At 36.1% G+C, this 18687-nt stretch carries 15 protein-coding genes and 1 tRNA gene; 13 read left to right on the top strand and 3 right to left on the bottom strand.

What is annotated here, in order from left to right; translation table 11 throughout:
• Nucleotides 1–11: 11 nt before the first annotated feature.
• From pglZ to MM239_RS12255, 9 genes are all read left to right on the top strand, one after another.
• Nucleotides 12–2525 carry a BREX-1 system phosphatase PglZ type A gene (gene pglZ, locus MM239_RS12295; RefSeq protein ID WP_241348543.1) on the top strand — a complete coding sequence of 838 codons (2514 nt, stop codon included), beginning with the start codon at nt 12–14 and terminating at the stop codon, nt 2523–2525.
• A 12-nt stretch (nt 2526–2537) separates the two neighbouring features.
• Nucleotides 2538–4589, top strand: a complete 2052-nt coding sequence (brxL, locus tag MM239_RS12290) for a BREX system Lon protease-like protein BrxL (RefSeq protein WP_241348542.1) — start codon at nt 2538–2540, stop codon at nt 4587–4589.
• A gap of 87 nt (nt 4590–4676) precedes the next feature.
• Nucleotides 4677–4913 carry a hypothetical protein gene (locus tag MM239_RS12285; protein WP_241348541.1) on the top strand — a complete coding sequence of 79 codons (237 nt, stop codon included), beginning with the start codon at nt 4677–4679 and terminating at the stop codon, nt 4911–4913.
• 167 nt (nt 4914–5080) lie between these two features.
• Entirely contained in the window at nt 5081–5701 is a 621-nt protein-coding gene (locus MM239_RS12280) for a hypothetical protein (RefSeq protein ID WP_241348540.1), read from the top strand.
• 167 nt (nt 5702–5868) lie between these two features.
• Nucleotides 5869–7668, top strand: coding sequence for a DNA methyltransferase (locus tag MM239_RS12275; protein WP_241348539.1), 1800 nt, complete (start codon nt 5869–5871; stop codon nt 7666–7668).
• Nucleotides 7669–7679: 11 nt separating this feature from the next.
• Nucleotides 7680–8093 carry a hypothetical protein gene (locus MM239_RS12270; RefSeq protein WP_241348538.1) on the top strand — a complete coding sequence of 138 codons (414 nt, stop codon included), beginning with the start codon at nt 7680–7682 and terminating at the stop codon, nt 8091–8093.
• Nucleotides 8094–8174: 81 nt separating this feature from the next.
• Nucleotides 8175–8429, top strand: a complete 255-nt coding sequence (locus MM239_RS12265; RefSeq protein WP_241348537.1) for a hypothetical protein — start codon at nt 8175–8177, stop codon at nt 8427–8429.
• 10 nt (nt 8430–8439) lie between these two features.
• The gene (locus MM239_RS12260) at nt 8440–9936 is read left to right on the top strand and encodes a tyrosine-type recombinase/integrase (RefSeq protein ID WP_241348536.1); all 1497 of its coding nucleotides are present in this window, start codon (nt 8440–8442) and stop codon (nt 9934–9936) included.
• A gap of 162 nt (nt 9937–10098) precedes the next feature.
• Nucleotides 10099–10689 carry an HNH endonuclease gene (locus MM239_RS12255; protein WP_241348535.1) on the top strand — a complete coding sequence of 197 codons (591 nt, stop codon included), beginning with the start codon at nt 10099–10101 and terminating at the stop codon, nt 10687–10689.
• Nucleotides 10690–10890: 201 nt separating this feature from the next.
• Here the strand turns inward: MM239_RS12255 and MM239_RS12250 are convergent.
• A tRNA-Arg gene (locus tag MM239_RS12250) sits at nt 10891–10962 on the bottom strand.
• Nucleotides 10963–11175: 213 nt separating this feature from the next.
• Between MM239_RS12250 and MM239_RS12245 the strand changes: the two genes are divergently transcribed.
• The 4 genes from MM239_RS12245 (at nt 11176) to rplS (ending at nt 13437) form a co-directional block, all read left to right on the top strand.
• The gene (locus tag MM239_RS12245) at nt 11176–11736 is read left to right on the top strand and encodes a 30S ribosomal protein S16 (protein ID WP_241348534.1); all 561 of its coding nucleotides are present in this window, start codon (nt 11176–11178) and stop codon (nt 11734–11736) included.
• Between the two features lie 14 nt (nt 11737–11750).
• Nucleotides 11751–12281 carry a ribosome maturation factor RimM gene (gene rimM / locus MM239_RS12240; RefSeq protein ID WP_241348533.1) on the top strand — a complete coding sequence of 177 codons (531 nt, stop codon included), beginning with the start codon at nt 11751–11753 and terminating at the stop codon, nt 12279–12281.
• Nucleotides 12282–12287: 6 nt separating this feature from the next.
• Entirely contained in the window at nt 12288–12965 is a 678-nt protein-coding gene (gene trmD, locus MM239_RS12235; protein WP_241348573.1) for a tRNA (guanosine(37)-N1)-methyltransferase TrmD, read from the top strand.
• Nucleotides 12966–13065: 100 nt separating this feature from the next.
• Nucleotides 13066–13437 (top strand): 50S ribosomal protein L19, encoded by a 372-nt coding sequence (rplS, locus tag MM239_RS12230; RefSeq protein ID WP_241348532.1) that lies wholly within the window; start codon nt 13066–13068, stop codon nt 13435–13437.
• A gap of 243 nt (nt 13438–13680) precedes the next feature.
• On the opposite strand, the gene MM239_RS12225 is transcribed toward rplS, so the two are convergent.
• The gene (locus tag MM239_RS12225; protein ID WP_241348531.1) at nt 13681–15111 is read right to left on the bottom strand and encodes a SusD/RagB family nutrient-binding outer membrane lipoprotein; all 1431 of its coding nucleotides are present in this window, start codon (nt 15109–15111) and stop codon (nt 13681–13683) included.
• An 11-nt stretch (nt 15112–15122) separates the two neighbouring features.
• Nucleotides 15123–18311, bottom strand: a complete 3189-nt coding sequence (locus tag MM239_RS12220; protein ID WP_241348530.1) for a SusC/RagA family TonB-linked outer membrane protein — start codon at nt 18309–18311, stop codon at nt 15123–15125.
• Between the last annotated feature and the right edge of the window lie 376 nt (nt 18312–18687).

Genomic DNA, 18687 nt, shown 5'->3' with positions numbered 1-18687 from the left:
AAAATTAAGATATGAATAAAATTGAAGAAAGTTTAAACAGGTTATTTTCTAAGCATCGAATCATTATTTGGTACGATGGAGAGAAGGATTTTCAGGAAGATTTTGATTCCCTCTCACTTCCCGATATAGAGAAGCGGAAGGTGAATAACAATGAGTTCTTTCTGAAACATGAACTTTTGATCTTAAAACCGAACCAAAAATTCTTACTTTTTGCTCCATTTCCTAAGCCGAGAAATGAAGACAATTGGCTGTTGGATATAGAATTGAGTCACCAAGTATTCCATACTGATCAAGAAGCCATGATCCTTCAAGAATTGGATCTTGCTTTTTCATATCGGAATTGGGTACAGAGACATATAGAATTTTTCAAAAGTAAAGATCGGGTCAATAAGCTTAAACAATTGATTGAGGGCAAAGAAACTGAATCTGAGTTGACTTTGAAGATGCTACAATTGGTTCTAGGAGACGAAGGACTCTCTATAGAGGGAATGGTAAAAGCGTATACCCAAGGATTTTTGAATGGCAAGGAGGAGACCAATAACAAAGAATTGGATAGGTTTGGTCTGAAGGATCCGTTTTGGTCTATGATTGAGAACCATTTCAATTACAAATCTGCTAGTCCTTCCATTTATGACTTCCTTTTGGAGTCATTTCAAAAGAGTTTTCACCCACTAGCAGCAAAAGCTCAAGTGAATAATTCGGCTAAAGTCTTACTTTCCACATGGAAAGATACCAGGTCGTTTGAAGATTCTTTTAAGTTACTTTCTGAGCGTGTTCAGGGGGATTTAAATATCAATAATTTACTCAATAAGTTTCCAGTAGAAGATCTGATTCATGAGGATGTATTTGAGGAGATAGATCGTAAAACGATAAAAGAATTAGCTCAGCATATACGCAGTGAGACTTTGTCATTGGATAAAATTGAGAGTTATATTAAAATTAGGGAATCCAAATTTTGGTACCCAAGATACCGTCCATTTTATGATACTTTATACTATGGTGCTCAGTTGGTGGAACAAATCAAAAGAAACCTTGATATTACAATCAAGGACTATGATGACGGCTTTAGACTATACACTGAAAAGTGGTATCAAATGGATCAAAACTACCGCCTATTCCTTCAAAATTATCGAGAGACCAATCAGAATAATGCCCTCAATGCACTATATCAGAGAATACATAAGATGTATTCAAATACTTGGTTATTGAAATTAAGTGAGAAATGGCAGGAAGTTATTGATAAGCAAAAGGATTGGTATTTTGGGGTGAATTCTCAAAAGATGTTCTTCAAGAGAGATGTGCAAGCACCTTATTTGGAGAAAAAGATTAAGGTTTTTGTGGTTATATCTGACGCCTTACGATATGAATGTGGAAGTTCACTTCATGAATTATTTCAATCCCAAAGTAGATTTTCCTCTAAATTGGGATATCAAGTAACAGGATTACCTTCTTATACTCAATTAGGAATGGCTTCACTTTTACCACACAAAACATTGAGTTTTGGAGAAGGCGATGAAATCCTAATCGATGGAAAAAGCACTAGAGGAAGTCAACCTCGGAAAAAAGTCCTGGAAGAACATTCCAAGGTAAGGGCAACAACTATACTGGCAGAGGACTTAATGAAGATGGCTTCAAGAGGTGAAGAATCTAAATTGTTGGTTCAGGAACATGACTTGGTCTATGTTTATCACAATAGAATTGACAAACTTGGTGATGACAAGACCCAAGAGGACAAGGTAATTGAAGCCTCTAGAGATGAAATTAACTTCTTGGTAGAGTTGGTGAAAAAGATTACAAACATGAATGGCAACCATGTGGTGATTACTTCTGACCATGGATTTATCTATCAAAATGAAGTATTGGAAGAAAGTGACTTTGCTGATGCCAACGTACAAGGTGATGTCATTAGAGATAACCGGAGATTTGTACTTGGTAGAAACCTTACCTTCAATAATAATGTGTCGAAATTTTCGGCTGAGTCATTAAGTATCAAGTCAGATGTTGATGTCTTGATTCCAAAAGGAATTTCTAGACTTAGAAAGCAAGGAAGTGGAAGTAGATTTGTACATGGAGGAGCCACACTGCAAGAGGTAGTTGTGCCAGTATTATTTGTGGCAAAGAAACGAATTGACACCATTTCAAAGGTTGACATTGATGTAATTAATAAAGCGAATAATCGAATTACCACGAATATCCATACCATTAAATTCTACCAAGAACAACCTGTATCAGATACCGTCCTTGCGAGAAGTATTAAATCCTATTTTGCCATATTCGAAGGTGGTGAAGCCAATAAGAAAGTTATCAGTGATGTAGTTACCTACACATTCGATTCCGAGTCCAAGCGAGCAGAAGAACGAGAGGTAGTTAAGAAATTTACAATTTCAACCAGTCAAAAAACTAGTTCTAGCACTTTCTTGGTGATTGAAGAAAAGGTAGAAGGGACAAACAAATGGAATATCATTTCCAAATTCCCATACACTTTAAAAATAGGAATGGATAATGATTTTGATGACTTTTTTTAAAATGAATAAAGTATGAAAGAGCTAGATGTTTTGATTAATAGACACTTTGGAGGTAAAGTAGTCCGCAAAGACTTAACCAGTCAGGTTAAAGGAAATGCCAGTGTACCTACTTTCGTATTGGAATACCTTCTTGGACAATATTGTGCTACTGATGATGAAGAGACCATTCAACAAGGTATAGAAACGACCAAACAAATCATTTCCAAACACTTTGTTCATAGAGATGAAGCTCAAGTTATCAAATCCGTAATTAGAGAGAAAGGCTCACACAGAATTATTGATAAACTGTCAGTTAAGCTAAACGACAAGGAAGATAGATTTGAAGCTAGTTTCGCCAATTTGGGATTAAATAAAGTTCCTGTCAGAGATGAATTGGTTAAACAATATCCAAAGTTGTTATCTGAGGGTGTTTGGTCATTGATTACCATTGAATATGTTCCTTCAGATGAAAGAAACACCCTACCGTGGGTTATTGAAACTATCAAATTGATTCAGGTATCCAAAGCGGATTTGGAGGAATACAAAGTATTGAGAAGTCAATTTACTAAAGATGAATGGGTTGATTTGTTGATGCAATCTATTGGGCTGAATCCTGATGAATTTACGTTCAGGTCAAAATTGATGGCACTGACCAGACTGGTTCCATTTGCAGAAAACAACTACAACCTGATAGAACTAGGCCCCAAAGGAACAGGAAAATCACATGTCTTTTCTGAATTATCACCCCATGGTATCCTGATATCCGGTGGTGAAGTATCCAAGGCAAAACTATTCGTCAACAACTCCAATGGAGAGATTGGATTGGTGGGATATTGGGATGTGGTAGCCTATGATGAGTTCGCAGGTAAGACCAAAAAGGCGGACAGAGGATTGGTGGATATCATGAAAAACTACATGGCCAACAAATCCTTCTCCAGAGGAACCAATGTCTATCAAGCAGAGGCGTCTATGGTATTTGTAGGAAACACTGACCATTCTGTTCCACACATGTTGACCCATACTGATTTGTTCGATGCACTTCCAAAGGATTATTATGATACTGCTTTTTTAGATAGAGTTCATTGTTATTTACCTGGTTGGGAGGTCAAGAAATTGAGGAATGAAATGTTCACCTCTGACTATGGGTTTATTGTTGACTACTTAGCCGAAATATTAAAACAACTTCGAAAGGAGGATCATTCTCAGGACTACAAATCATACTATGAACTTTCTTCTACTATCACTACAAGAGATAAAACCGCTATTGAGAAGACTTTCTCAGGATTGGTTAAAGTGATTTACCCCAATGGGATCATGGATCCTGTTCAAATCAAAGAACTCTTGGATTTTGCGGTGGAAGGAAGAAAAAGGGTGAAAGATCAACTTCGAAAGATGGATGAAACCTTCAATGATGAAGTGGTCAATTTTGAATACACCTCAAATGATGGGAAAGTCCATAAGATTGAAACTTTGGAGGTACTGGAATACGGAGACCCTAAATTAGGGATCGAAAAGCAGACTGAAATCAAACAAGAGTCTTTGCCTGATGCAAACATTCCTGTAGACCCTATTAAGAAGACCTTGGCGGGACTGCACCGAACAATAAGGGACAATCAGACCAATGTTAGCTACAAAGGTCTATTTGGGGACTATTTGGTGGGTGCAACAAATGTCATTATCAAAGATCCTTACATTAGACTACCCTACCAAATGAGGAACTTCATAGAGTTTTGCAGATTGATAGCGGAACTGAAACAAGAAGATCAAGAAGTTAGGATCCATTTGGTAACAAATAACAACGAGGATTATATTGAAAATGCCAAAGGTGCTTTCAATGAATTAATAGAAAGTCTAGCCCCAATAGGTATAGATCTATCCTATGAATTCAGCGACATTCAGCACGATAGAAGTATAGAACTTGACAATGGATGGAAAATCATCCTAGGAAGAGGGTTGGATATCTGGCAGAAGACAGGAGGAAGGTATGATATCTCAGAGTATTATCAAGAGAAGCGGATTTGTAAGGAGTTTGAGGTGACTGTAGTGGAGAATGGATTATTAATATCGAGAAACTTGGATTTCTAAGCAAATAAGTAACACGTAACTAATTAATCTAAAAGTGCGTAGAAGAAAAAATATGTCAAGTAAAATTAATTTTAAAAAGGAAATTTGATGGGAAAAAAAATTCTTTCTAGTTATCTCCAAAATAAGAGTGGGCTAGATGATGATTATCGCTTGTTTGAAGATGGTTCGATCGAAAGAACCTATGATAGAAGTACCGCTCCTGGAAATTTCAACATTCAGCAAATCATAAAAATTGAAGATTTGAAATATGAGATTAAATTAAAACTATTTGAAAACGCCCTTGAAAATGATAAAATTAAGGTTAGACAACTTTTAAATATTTAATTTTTTCTGCAAATCCCTGTAATTGTGTTAAAGATTTAAGAAACGAAGAGGTATTTCAATTCAGAGATTTATTTTACAAGATAAAAATATATTTAAAAATGTTGTCAATATTATTTGCATGACATTTATCTTTTTGCTAGCTTTGTTGTGTAATAAATAAGGTCAACATGGATTTATTAATTGAAGTCACAAATACCCCAGTCATTGAATGCTTACTTCTTCTCCTATCGGCTGGAGATAATGGTAAAATTAATTGGTCAAATAATCTTATTAAGGATTATATGTTACAATTCATGGAATTGAAAGAGAAGTCTGAGGCTACTGAATTTATTAATCTAGTGCTTGAAAATGATATTGAAAAGGAGGTTATGGAAGATAAGTCATTGACCCATCTTCATATTCGTTTAGAAAAACTAAAAAAGAAACTACTAAAAATTTATTTTACCTCAGTTAAAAAAGAAAAAGAATTCTTGGATGAATATGAATATGTTGGTGATTTCAATTCATTAATTTCCAAACACTTTCTCCAAATGAAAAGACTGCAATTGGTCATTCAACCAGATCTCCAAATTGCGACTAGTGTTCACTCCAAATCAAAGATCACTTATCTTACTGCTAGAGGTTTTTGGTTAAATCAAAGGGGAGAAAGGGAAAGGAAATATGTCAAATCTCTAGGTAGGTTGGATGAATTTGAAGGAGGTAAAAAAGACCCTCAGGTTTTGAAACTTGGTATTGAGAAAATCCGAGAGGAAAGTCTCAAAGAATACAACCAACAATACCCGGATTAATGGGTGTTTTTTTGAAAACCTTGTTGACCTTAAAAAACTAACAACAATCTAAATAAATCAATTATATAAAACATTGTTAGAGGTAAAATACCTCTACTGGGATTCCTATGCCTACATGGTTGTCCCAGAAATATTCACGACAAGTCTAAATTTTAAATTCAATTATTATGAAAAAAATGAAAATCACCAATACCCACGAGGTATTAAACCCTACTCTCAAAGTAGAAGAGGTATCTGAAAAGAACCTAGCTATGTTGAACAATCCACAATTAACTTGTACTAAGGTGATTGGTGATTACGGATACAAGTTCCTACCTGTAGTTCCTCAGAAGTTCCCTGAAAATCTAGACCTTTCCAAATTGAGACCTGTGAAAGTTAGACCTGTCATGGAGGTGTCTATGGACAAGGTTAAAATTCATCCATCCTCCGAGGTTACCTATATCAATAAGGATCTTAGAAGTCTGAAGTTTGTGATTTCTAAGATGGGTTTAATTGAACCAGTCTCAGTAGTTCAAAGAGGAAAGGAATTCTATGTTTTCGATGGGATATCTCGTTTAAAAGTTTTCCAGGAATTGGGCTGGGAAAACATCATGGTGGAAATATTTGACCTGACTGATGACAAAGTAAGTGATCTTCATGTAATCAAGAACATGAAGACTAAAAGGTCTTTGCAAGAACAAGTCATGAAGGCAGAGGCAGTCCTTGGTGTACTTGGTAAATCTCAAGGAAAAAGAAGGGAACAGATTGGTGACCTCAACCTCAAAGATGATGATTATGGACTAGTTGGTAAGGACAGGTTTCAATTAACCTGTGCCTTACTAGGCCTTGACTTTTCTTCTTCTACTCTTAGAAAGATTATCGAAATCAAAGAATTCGAAGAGAGTGGAAACGAGGAGGTTAAAGGATTGGCTCTCTTAGATAAAATCGAAAACAAGGGAATGTCTATTTCAAATGCCTTCAATCTGATGAAGAACTACAAGGAAGCGGTCGACGAAAGAGCAAAATCTAATCCAGTAATTGAGTCTTTGGAGTATGCTGAGAACAATAGGGTGAAGTTGTACAATAAGTCCTCTCTGGACTTATCTGACCAAGAGGATAACTCTATACAGGTTGCTATCACTTCTCAACCTTACTGGTCCATGAGGATATATCCTGATGGAGTTTCAAAAGATGAAATCCAATTTGGGAGAGAACCGAATGTAGATGACTTCGTCAAAAGAAGTATAGAATTCTACAGAGGTATCAAAAGGGTACTGAAGGATGAAGGTTCTCTTTTTGTCAATATCGGGGAGTCCTACAAAAATGGGGTAAGTTCTTTAAGTACACACAAGTTGGTCGTAGAAATGGTGAATGATGGATGGTACTTGGTTCAAACAATCAAATGGAAGAAAACTAATGCAAAACCACAGGGGAATATCAAAAGACTAAGACCTGTAACAGAGGAGATTTTTCACTTTGTTAAAAACTCTACAAACTTCAAATACAAGGAACTGGTCTTCTGGTCTGAGGGTGAAAACATCGAAGTTCAAACTGGTTGTAACGATGAAATCTCTGGAGACAAGAAGGTAAAAAGCCCAAAATACTCCTTGAAAAGACCTAGGATATCACTGTCTGACTTCTTGGATAGTCAGAAAATCAAAGGAGTCATTGAAGGTTCGATTTTTAAATGGTCAAAATTGAAAAAAATTGACCCAGATTATATTCATGTAGCTCCTTCACCTGAGTATCTAGGTATCATCCCTATACTAATGACGAGCGACCCAGGTGATACTGTTCTGGACATCTTCAATGGTAGTGGGACATTTGTAGATACAGCCCTATGGTTGGGTCGAAATGGTGTCGGTTACGATACCGACTCAAAATCCATAACCTTCTCTTACAACAGATTCCTAAGAACTCTAAAAGAGGAAGTTCCTAGCAATTACTTATTCCAAATTGAAAATCAATATTTTAAAAACGTAGCTTAAAATTGAAAAACATGAAAAGTTATATAAATAACGTAGATATTCTTAACAAAGAAGACAATCTAAGATACCTTAAAGAACAAATCTGTCCGATTACAAATGTGAAAATAAAACAATCTCCATATCTGGCGAAAGTATTTCAATCTGATGAAAAAACGCTTTGGATAGCTAATCTAATTACTCACTATAGACATAATATATATGCTAATTGGTATGTGAGTTGCATTTGTAGGAGAGATTGGACTGAAGATTTTTACGAGGAAAAGGACAAAGTAAATGAAATAGCCATGAAGCAAATCATTAAAAAAGCTCATAAAATACTTATTGATTGTGGAATTACTCCTGAAGTATTTGGAAACCTGGAAGGAACAACTGAGGAGACAATGAAAGTTGCTAAAAAGTTTTTGACACCAAAATCTCAAAAGTAGTTTAAATAGTCACTTCCTCGATATGAATATCTTTATTAATTCCATACCGAGGAAGTTTTCTTTTAAAATCTATCTCTCGCCATGAAAAACAACTATGAGAATAACCTTGAATACCTTGATATTGAAGAAATCATCATTCCAAAAGGTATCATGCTAACCATCAAGGAAGTTGAGTCAGAAGAAAACTTAGGGTTTATTAAGGTTAACAAAGACAATGAGTTGGTTGACGGTATTATTACTTACCTCCGATATGTTAAAGAAGGGCGAAGCAAAATACAAGTTATCCGAATCAATAAGCTGCAAAAAATAAATATAGGCTTAGCTTCGGCATCCTAAAAATTGACTTATGGCGACGAACTACACCTTCATATTGTTTCCTACGAAATCACCGGATATTAAAACGATTTACGAAATTGTGACTAATGGCAGCCAGGTGATTCATCGTAAATCTCTTGGAATACGGATTCTTGAAAAAAATTGGGACAAAATTAAAAAAAGAGTAAAGCAGAAGGAACCTAATTCAAATGAAATTAACAAAACTTTACGTGAGAAGGAACAAAAATTTCAGTTTGAAAATCCGAAATCAACAAAACTAAATACCGATGAATCCTGTGCTTTACAGTATATGGAAAAGGAGTTGGAACGGGGATATCAAGATGGTACTAAAAAAGTTTCTACTTATAATAAGTACAAAACCGTTCTGTCAACATTAAGAAAAGTGGTCATTGAACGATTCGGAACCAAGTACCTTCCTTTCTCTAAACTTAGAGATTTGAACACAATCCGTGAAATCACCATAGGTTTAAAACGTGGATATGGCAAATCAGGAAAACCTAAAAGTCCAACAGTGATATTCAATTACTTATCTATTCTGAAATCTTTTATTGACCATTGGAATAAGTTTTCGGGCACTCAAAGTCCAGTAAATACCACGTCCTTTTTTAACTTCACTCAAAGGACACAAGTTAAGAAGTTGGCACCTTCAATTTCAAGGGATCAGATCAAGGAATTGGAAGAATATGTACCTATTAAACGGAGGAAACGTTGTTATACCTCTCAGAATCTAGCTAAGGATATATTCCTTTTTCAGTATTACTCTGCAGGAATCAGACTTATCGATGCAGTTACCTTGACTAATTCAATGATTATGGTAGATAAGCTTATAATACCGATAAGAAAGACTTCCGATGTTTTGTCCGTGCCTTTTTATTTCCCAATGATTCAAGTGTTGAAGGATTACTTTCCTGATCAATATGATCAAGCCATCAATGATGTAAAGTTGGGTAATGTGATTCTGGACGCTCGATCAATACAACAGTTATTCAGGATTGATGGAATTGATTTTCAAAACTTAAATCTTGAACTACTGACTGACGTCATTAAACAGGTCGCCAATCAACAATCTCACTATGAGCTTACAACTTACCTTAAGGACACTCAAAATCGATTAGAAGATCAAATAATAAGATATTTCTTCAAATTAGTCAAAGACCTTCCAACCCAGTTTCTTTTCCCGATGCTGAATTATGATGATTTTAAGGATTCCCTAGAAAATGGAAAAGACTTTTCTCAAGAACAGGAATACCAAATTCATAGAGCTAGGACCAGACATAACAGTGCATTGAAACGAGTGAGTGAAACTATGGGAATACCCACTTTGACAGGACATGTGCCGAGACATACACTGGCTAATCACATGGCTTATTCAGGAAATTCTGAGGAAGAAATCCGTCAGGTTCTTGGTCATTCAAATATTCGTACTACCAAAATTTATCTTCGAGAGCGACATGGATTTTCAGGCTCATATGGTATTATGAAGAGGTTTCATGAAGAAAAGAAGTGATTGCCCTTCCTTTAATTTAAACTAGGAATGATCAAAATTTACAAATCGGAATACCCTAATTTAATGATTTACGATAAATTCATCACTATACATGTTGTTAAAACTAGGTTTGTAATCCATTTTTTCTTTTGTATTTTTATAAACATTAAGACATAAAAAAAAATGGAAGCATTTTTAGCAATAATAGGTTTAGTTTCAATTGTATTTGTAATAAAATTTTTGGAAAAAGCCTTCAAGACTTATAGCGACGACCGGTTAGACAACATAATCAAAAATTCACAAAAAGAATATGATGCAGAACTAGCAGCACGAGAAGCAGCAATGACCCCTGAAGAAAAAGCTAATAGAGAAAAAAGAAAAAAAAATCAGGAGATAATGAACGTGATATTGCAGAATATGCGAAGAAGTTATGAAATTACTGAATTGAAACAAAATGCTGAAATAGAAGCAAAAAAAGCAGCAGAGTTGGCTGCTATCCCAAAATGGGAATGGACAAGAAAACCAAGAAAGTCTATAATATTTAAGGCTGAACGGGACGCTTATTATTCTAGCCCTGAATGGCGAGATAAAAGAATTATAATGTTAGCTCGTGCTAAAAACACATGCAATAGATGTCATGTAATGCAATCATCAGGCCTTCATGTTCATCATAAAACTTACGAAAACTTTGGAAATGAAAAGATGTCAGATTTGGAAGTTTTATGTGAGCCGTGTCACGAGAAACATCATAACAAAAAGTTTTACTATGATTAACTTAACCAAGAATCGACTTTTTCTCCTAAGTAGTCAAGTAGATATTACTAAATCAAGATTTAGAGTTAAAGAGTATTTAATTTTTTTCAATAACTATATGCCAAAAGTTCCCATTTCAACTGCAATTTCAACTGCAATGTTGGTGTTTTGATAGTTGAAAAGTAAATTACTTTACACTTAAGTCACTGAAAAACAACTAAGTAGCCGCGCTAGGAATCGAACCTAGATCTAGCGTTTAGGAAACGCTTGTTCTATCCATTGAACTACGCAGCCATAATTTTTTTGAGTGTATAACTTTTATTCAACTACTTGAAAACCTTGATATAAAGGTATTTTAATGCCTTTCAACCCCCAATTTAAATCAAAATTTGTCATCAATGCAAATAAATTTCTGACAACTTGTGAGTTTCAAGATAAAAGACATATCTTTGCAGTCCAAAAATCACGATGGACGGGATCCATCAAAACACTAAATATCAATAAAATATGGCAGTTAAAATCAGATTAGCGCGTAGAGGTAGAAAAAGATTAGCCATCTATGACGTAGTAGTAGCTGATGCTAGAGCTCCACGTGATGGACGCTTTATCGAAAAATTGGGTACATACAACCCGAACACTGACCCCGCATCTATCAACATCAACAATGAGCGTGCGCTTCAGTGGTTGTTGAATGGTGCTCAGCCTACAGACACTGTGAAAGCTATGCTTTCTTACAGAGGTATTTTGCTTCAGAAGCACCTTCAGATTGGTGTGTTGAAAGGAGCTATTACACAAGAAGTAGCTGATCAGAAATATGAAGCTTGGAAAGCATCAAAAGACCAAGTGATATCTGGAAAAGTAGATAAATTGACTCAAGCGAAAGCTGAAGCTCGTCAGAAAGCATTTGATGCTGAAACTGCGAAGAATCAGGCAAGACTTGATGCGATCAAAGCGAGAGAAGAAGAAGCTAAAGCTGCTGCTGAAGCGGAAGCTGCTGCAGCTGAAGGTTCAGCTACAGAAGGTGAAGCTGCTGAAGGCTCTGCAGAAGGCGAAGAGACTCAAGCATAAAATCAAATACAGCCATGAACAAAGATAAATGTTTCCAGTTGGGATATATTTCCAAGGTTCATGGGCTTCATGGAGAAGTTACTGTAGTATTGGACGTGGATTATCCAGATGCATATGAAGGCTTAGAACACGTTTTCATCGAGCAGAAGTCTAGATTGGTCCCCTTTTTTATTGAGTATTTCGAAGTTCAGCCAAGCCAAAAGGTTTTGGCCAAATTTGAAGAATATGACTCAATGGATGATGCAGAAAAGCTAGTAGGGTCTCAACTTTACTTGCCGCTTACAGCATTGGAAGAATTAGGAGATGATCAATACTATTTCCATGAATTGGTAGGTTATGAAGTAGAAGATGAAAAGCTGGGTGTCATAGGCACTGTCAGTTTTATCTATGATCTTCAGACACAGGATTTGCTAGGAGTTGACCATAAAGGAAAAGAAGTACTCATCCCCATACAGGATGGTATCATTCAAAAGGTCGATAAGACTGCTAAAAAAGTTTACAGTCTGCTCCCAGAAGGCTTTCTTGAAATATATTTGGAGGATTAATCCATGATGCGAATAGACATCATTACAGTCGTTCCAGGTTTGTTAGAGGGACCATTTTCACACTCGATTCTCAAAAGAGCGGAGGAAAAAGGACTTGCGAAAGTTCAAATTCACAACCTAAGAGACTTTGCTGTAGGCAAGCAAAAGCAAGTAGATGATTACGCTTTTGGTGGAGGTGCTGGAATGGTCATGATGATCGAGCCAATAGCCAAGTGTATCGAATCACTTCAGGCTGAGCGCGCTTATGATGAAGTAATCTATCTCACACCAGATGGAGTGACATTTGATCAAGTAATGGCCAATGAGTTGTCACTCAAGGGTAACTTGATCATGCTTTGTGGTCATTACAAAGGTGTTGACGAAAGGGTAAGGCAAAAATTCATTACCAAAGAAATTAGTATTGGAGATTTTGTTTTGTCGGGAGGTGAGCTTGCAGCAGCTGTTTTGGCAGATGCTATTATCAGGCTCATACCAGGAGTCCTCAATGACGAGACTTCTGCCTTGACAGATTCCTTTCAAGACGGATTATTGGCACCACCAGTATATACTAGACCTGCAGCTTATGATGGTATGGAAGTTCCAGACATCTTACTCTCAGGGCATCAAGCCAAAATCGAAGATTGGAGGTTTGAGCAATCGGTTCGCCGAACCAAAGAAAGAAGACCTGATCTACTTGACGGGTAGTAGCTTTGGAAGGCGATGACAGCATAATGCGATAATATAAAGAATTCAATAGAAGATTACTCTAAGGAGTAGTTGCTACAAGCACATAAAATATAAAGCTATGAGCGAACTAATTAAATTTGTAGAAGCGGAATATAAAGAAGTAAGAGCTTCATACCCTTCTTTCAAGGCAGGAGATACAATCAATGTTCACGTAAGGATCAAAGAAGGTAACAAAGAGCGTATCCAGCAGTTCCAAGGTACTGTAATCCAAAGGAAAAATGTGAATTCCAATGGTGAAACTTTCACTGTAAGAAAAATATCTAACGGAATCGGAGTAGAAAGAATATTCCCAATCTTGTCCCCTTCAATCGAGAAAATCGAATTGTTGAGAGAAGGTAAGGTAAGAAGAGCGAGATTGTTCTACTTGAGAGGTCGTCAAGGAAAGTCTGCGAGGATCAAAGAAAAGATCAGGGTAAGAAAAGACTCATAATGAGTTCAGATTACCAACAGAAAAAGGAAACTCGCAAGGGTTTCCTTTTTTTGTTGGTACATAATGATTGATTGGTCTTATTTCTAGAAAAATATGTCGTTTTAGTCAGAATTATTCCATGAAAACTTAAGCGCTTTGTGGTCTGTATAATAGCGAGTTAAAAGAATGAAATAATGCTGAATAAAAATAATTGTTTTTAGAATAAAAAATGGTCTAGAATCTCTAGACCATTTTTTTAAATACTTAATTGTTAACATCCCACCAAATCCTCGTATCAAGAGTGTCTTCACCTTGTCTTGCAACTGATTCGTTATAGTTTGTTGTGTTGATGTCTCTTTCAGTGGTAGGGTATGCTTGTCTTCTAGGGATTTGTCTACTTTGATTCAAAGCGTCTACAGCTGGACTTAGAGAAGGGAAGTCAAGCCTTCTCCACTCAGACCATGCTTCAAATCCTTGTAGGAATAAAGCAACCCATTTTTGATTACCAATCAATTCAAAGGCTCTATTAGTATCCCAAGCAACTTCAGGTTGTGCAATGTAAGCGTTGTAATCATTTGTATTGAAAACCCCAAATTGAGTGAATGATTCAGCGATTCCATTTAGATAATGTGCTGATGCAGATTCAGCTATAAATCCTCTGTGAGCAGCTTCAGCAAGTGAAAACTCCAGTTGAGCTAAAGTCATAATAGCTAAAGGTGAATTTTGTTGTCTAAATTCCATGCCTAAATACGATACAGCATCATTGGTGATTGAACCGGCAACAGTATTAGAAACCCCATAAGACATTGGGTTAATTGCGCCTGAAGCAGCTGCTGGATCAGCAAATACTGGTAGCCTAGGATCATTTAATGGGTCTAGAAAGTCAAACATTGTATCACTAATAGCATAGTCAACTCTAGTTAAGTACCTACCAAACCAAGGATTTTGATTGTTGGCATCAGCCAAATACGGGTACATAAAATTCTCCGTAATTAAACCTCCAGCATATGCTTCTTGAATATTTGTTTGTGCTATTGAAGGAGCAACGTTACTTAACCTTAAGGCAAGTACCAACCTTAAAGAATTTGCATACCTTCTCCAGTTTTCCATGTTACCGCTCATGAGGAAATCACCAGTAACACCAGGTTGATCTACCTCAATCTGTGCAGCAGCTTCTTTTAATTCATTAAGCAAATCATTATAAATGAATTCTTGTGTGTCATAAGTTGGAGAAAAATTGTCAGCACCTTGCAAAGCTTGGCTATAAGGAAGTTCTCCCCACCTGTCTGTTAGTACGGAAAAGAATAAAGCTCTCAATATTCGTGCAACAGCAATTTGATTATTGTTACTACCTCCAGCCAAAACATCACCACTTGTTTCTTCATTCGTATTTAATTCAATGATTCTTTGCAAATTCATCAAAGGACCAGAATAGAAACCATTAAAGTCAAAATATATAGTTTGATAGCGTGAAGCTTCTGTGTACTGTTTTTCTGATAGGTGTTGAACATATAGTGTGCTAGTAGCATCTCCTATTAGTGAAGAAACGTTTCTTTCTGCACCAGTTAAAAGGCTAGACGTCAAGGGTGTTGACGGTCTATTTGGATCTAAATTGAGGTCTCCAAATTCACCACATGATGTAAACAACATAGATGCGGTAAAGCATGTGATTAATAAATTATATATATTTTTCATTTTTATCAAAATTATAGTCCAAGTCTGATGTTGAAACCAATTGATCTTACACCGGGTAATTGACCACTTTCAAAATAAGCAAAACCATTAGCACCTGATCCAAACTCAGAAGGATCAAACCCGTCTATTTTTGTATGGATCAACCAAAGATTTCTGGCAATGATGCCAACGTTAGCGGTATGGAATGGGGTCTTATCTGTTAGATTTTTTGGTAAGGTGTATCCAATTCTTAATTCTCTTAATTTGAAGAAAGTAGCATCATAAATCCAATTTTCATGAAGTGCAAACATTCCAGAGAAGTGGTCGTAAGGGTCAACATATACCGTAGTAGGAGTACCATCGGCTAATACGCCATCTACTCTTACACCACCACCGTCTTCAACTGCATCTCTGATAGGGAACCCTCTATCATTGGTACCTACAGTTTCAGCAGAAAGTCCTGAATATGCACTAAACATTTTAGATACAGAATAGAATCTACCACCCAATTGGTACTCTAGGAAGACTGTCATGTCCCAATTTTTGTATCTAAAAGTATTTGATAACCCACCTGTAAAATCAGGTAATACACTTCCCAATAGTTGGTTTTGTTGTGTTACAAAACTTCCATCTTCATTAATAACTTTTCTCCCACTATCATCATATGTAAAGCCTGTTCCAATCAAAGTTCCCCAAGGTTGATCTACTCTTGCATTTAGAGTCATTCCCCAATATGCACTTTGGAGTTGTCTGTTTTCAAGACCTTCAGCTAGTTCAATAACTTTGTTTCTGTTTCTTGCAATGTTGAAGTTAGCATCCCATGAGAAGTTTCTTTTTTGAATCAAAGATGCACCTAACATTACTTCTGTTCCCCAGCTTCTAATTAGTCCAGCGTTTACTATTGCTCCGGTATAACCACTAGAACCAGGGACTGTCAATGTCATGATTTGATCTTTGTTATCATTTCTGTAATATGTAACATCCAAATTTACCCTACCATTGAAAAATCTCAAATCAACACCAGCTTCATATGCAGAAGAAAGTGCAGGTCTTAAGTTTGGATTTGGATAAGTGGTCGGTACAGAAAGATTTGGTAAAGAACCATAAGGTACCCCTACGGTGTAGATGTCAGCTATAGCATAAGGTCCGATATCAGATCCAACTTGAGCATAACTTAATCTTGCTTTACCATAACTAAATACCCTTCCAGTATTATTTAATAGTTCACTGAATACAAAGCTTGTTGAAAGTGATGGGTACAAATAGCTGTTGTTTTGGACAGGAAGTGCAGAAGACCAATCATTTCTTAGCGTAGCATCTATGAATAGTGTGTTTTGATAACCTAAAGAAGCACTACCATACAAACTTCTGACAGTCTTAAAACTTTTGAAACTTGTATTAGTCGGACGATCAATAGAAGCATCAATATTATAGAAATCAGGTACTGATAAACCGCCAACTGTTCCTTGGAACATTCTATCATAAAAATCTCTTCTGATATTTCCTCCTCCATTAGCAGATAAAGTCCAATCACCAAATGTTCTGTCATATTGAATCAAGAATTCATAGTTGTCTTCTCTCCCTACAATTTGCTGAACACCATAGTAGTCGAGATCTAAGCCTCCAGATGCTACCCTTTCTTCAATTTTTTGATTGAAAAAGTCTGTTCTTAAGAAACCTGTTACTTTTAAATAATCATTGATTTTATAGCTTAGGTTAAAGTTTCCATAAATTCTGTCCCTTTTATCCAAAGGAGCATTTTCAAATGATTCATAAAAAGGGTTGTCCCAGTATAATGGTCTTGTATCCAAAGGAGATCGAATATTCCATGTTCTGTATGTGCCATCTGGATTTTTATATTGTCTTAGCACATCCATGTCAATCTGTCTTTGAAACCATTGATTAAATGAGTTTGCAGGGTTTCTTCCTGTGTACCCAGATGCAGGACGGCCAACACCTTGTATGCCTGTATAGTTAAAGGTTATACCAGCAGAAAGTCTTTTTGTTAAATTTTGATTTCCATTAAAGCTGACATTGTTTTTGATTATATTACTATTAGGCATTACCCCTTTTTGATCCACGTGGTTTAATGACAATCTGAAATTAGAGTCGTCATTACCTCCTGAAAAAGCTACCCCAGTATTCATGGTGACCCCAGTTTCAAAAAAGTCTCTTACATTGTTTGGCTGAGGTACTAGTGGTCGCAATTCACCAAATGATTCACCTGGATACCAAGAGTCCCAATGTCTCACTGGAGTTCCATCCATTCTTGGTCCCCAACTTTCATCAGCTGAATAATTCAACATCTGATGTCCATCAAATGAAGCCCAAGACGATGGGTGTATTGCAGGGTTGTAGTTAAAGGTTAATAGATCTTGAGTATAACCTCCCGCATATTCATTTTGATAAGAAGGTAAGACATATACTTTATCGAAAGTGGTACTTTGATTAATGTCTACACCTATTCCTTTTCTAGAGGTTCCTTTTTTTGTTGTAATTATAATCACACCATTGGCTGCTCTATTTCCATATAATGCAGCTGCAGTTGGCCCTTTTAAGACAGAGACACTTTCAATATCGTCAGGGTTAATATCACCTGCCAGATTACCATAGTCTCTCCCAGGCTGGTCATTGTTTGGAGAAAAACTTTGATTTGAAATTGGTGTACCATCTACAACAAATAAAGGGGAACCTCCTCCTAGTGAATTCACGCCTCTTAGACGTATGTTTTGTGTTCCTCCCAAGGCTGCTCCTGAAGCACCAATTACTTGAACACCAGCAATTTTACCAGCTAATGAACCAACTACATTGGTTTCTCTGACGCTTGAAAGCTTGTCGCCCGAAACAGACTGAATAGCATATCCCAAAGACCTTTCATCTCTAGATACCCCTAAAGCCGTTACAACAACCTCATTTAATGATTGTACGTCTGGCATTAATTCTACATCGATGACAGTCCTGTTTCCAACATTGACTTCAATAGCCCCCATACCTACAAATGAAAATTGCAATATGTCATTACTTCCCATGACATTGATTGCGTATGTCCCGTCAATATCTGTGACGGCACCTCTTGTTGATCCTTTCAGGACAACACTTACACCCGGAATTGGCTCACCATCTTCTGAAGAGGTGACTGTTCCGGTAACTTCTCTTTCTTGTGCATAGGCAAGTTGCAGTGAAAGGAGAAGAGTGAAACATAATAGTAAAGTTTTCTTCATATTACTTAATTGTTAAAATTTTGAGAAAAACTAGATAAAATAGGTCTCAATTAAAACCATATTTTTAATATTAGGTATAAATTGTGGTCATTTTGGTTATATTATTGTTCAAATGGAAAATTGTGTTAATTAAAATGTTTATAGATTTTAATTCTATAATGGTTAATTGAGATTCTATTAAAAATGGTGATTAATTAATTTTAAATGTAAATATTTTAAAATTTATCTAAATATATTAGGTCAAAAATTGAGACTGTTCATTTAAGTGTGTCTGCTAACTTTACAAAAGATGAACAAGAAAAAGAGAATTGAGGATATTTTAAATGATCCTGAGATGAGTGAACGTTTGAAAGAACGTCTTTACAGTAAAAAAGGG

The organism is Belliella filtrata (assembly GCF_022549775.1).
Taxonomy (GTDB): domain Bacteria; phylum Bacteroidota; class Bacteroidia; order Cytophagales; family Cyclobacteriaceae; genus Belliella; species Belliella filtrata.
Note: the sequence above shows the minus strand (reverse complement) of the source record. Positions and strands in the feature narration are given on the sequence as shown.

Coding starts and splice junctions, on each gene's coding strand:
- pglZ (WP_241348543.1), top strand. CDS start 12: ATGAATAAAATTGAAGAAAGTTTAAACAGGTTATTTTCTAAGCATCGA.
- brxL (WP_241348542.1), top strand. CDS start 2,538: ATGAAAGAGCTAGATGTTTTGATTAATAGACACTTTGGAGGTAAAGTA.
- MM239_RS12285 (WP_241348541.1), top strand. CDS start 4,677: ATGGGAAAAAAAATTCTTTCTAGTTATCTCCAAAATAAGAGTGGGCTA.
- MM239_RS12280 (WP_241348540.1), top strand. CDS start 5,081: ATGGATTTATTAATTGAAGTCACAAATACCCCAGTCATTGAATGCTTA.
- MM239_RS12275 (WP_241348539.1), top strand. CDS start 5,869: ATGAAAAAAATGAAAATCACCAATACCCACGAGGTATTAAACCCTACT.
- MM239_RS12270 (WP_241348538.1), top strand. CDS start 7,680: ATGAAAAGTTATATAAATAACGTAGATATTCTTAACAAAGAAGACAAT.
- MM239_RS12265 (WP_241348537.1), top strand. CDS start 8,175: ATGAAAAACAACTATGAGAATAACCTTGAATACCTTGATATTGAAGAA.
- MM239_RS12260 (WP_241348536.1), top strand. CDS start 8,440: ATGGCGACGAACTACACCTTCATATTGTTTCCTACGAAATCACCGGAT.
- MM239_RS12255 (WP_241348535.1), top strand. CDS start 10,099: ATGGAAGCATTTTTAGCAATAATAGGTTTAGTTTCAATTGTATTTGTA.
- MM239_RS12245 (WP_241348534.1), top strand. CDS start 11,176: ATGGCAGTTAAAATCAGATTAGCGCGTAGAGGTAGAAAAAGATTAGCC.
- rimM (WP_241348533.1), top strand. CDS start 11,751: ATGAACAAAGATAAATGTTTCCAGTTGGGATATATTTCCAAGGTTCAT.
- trmD (WP_241348573.1), top strand. CDS start 12,288: ATGCGAATAGACATCATTACAGTCGTTCCAGGTTTGTTAGAGGGACCA.
- rplS (WP_241348532.1), top strand. CDS start 13,066: ATGAGCGAACTAATTAAATTTGTAGAAGCGGAATATAAAGAAGTAAGA.
- MM239_RS12225 (WP_241348531.1), bottom strand. CDS start 15,111: ATGAAAAATATATATAATTTATTAATCACATGCTTTACCGCATCTATG.
- MM239_RS12220 (WP_241348530.1), bottom strand. CDS start 18,311: ATGAAGAAAACTTTACTATTATGTTTCACTCTTCTCCTTTCACTGCAA.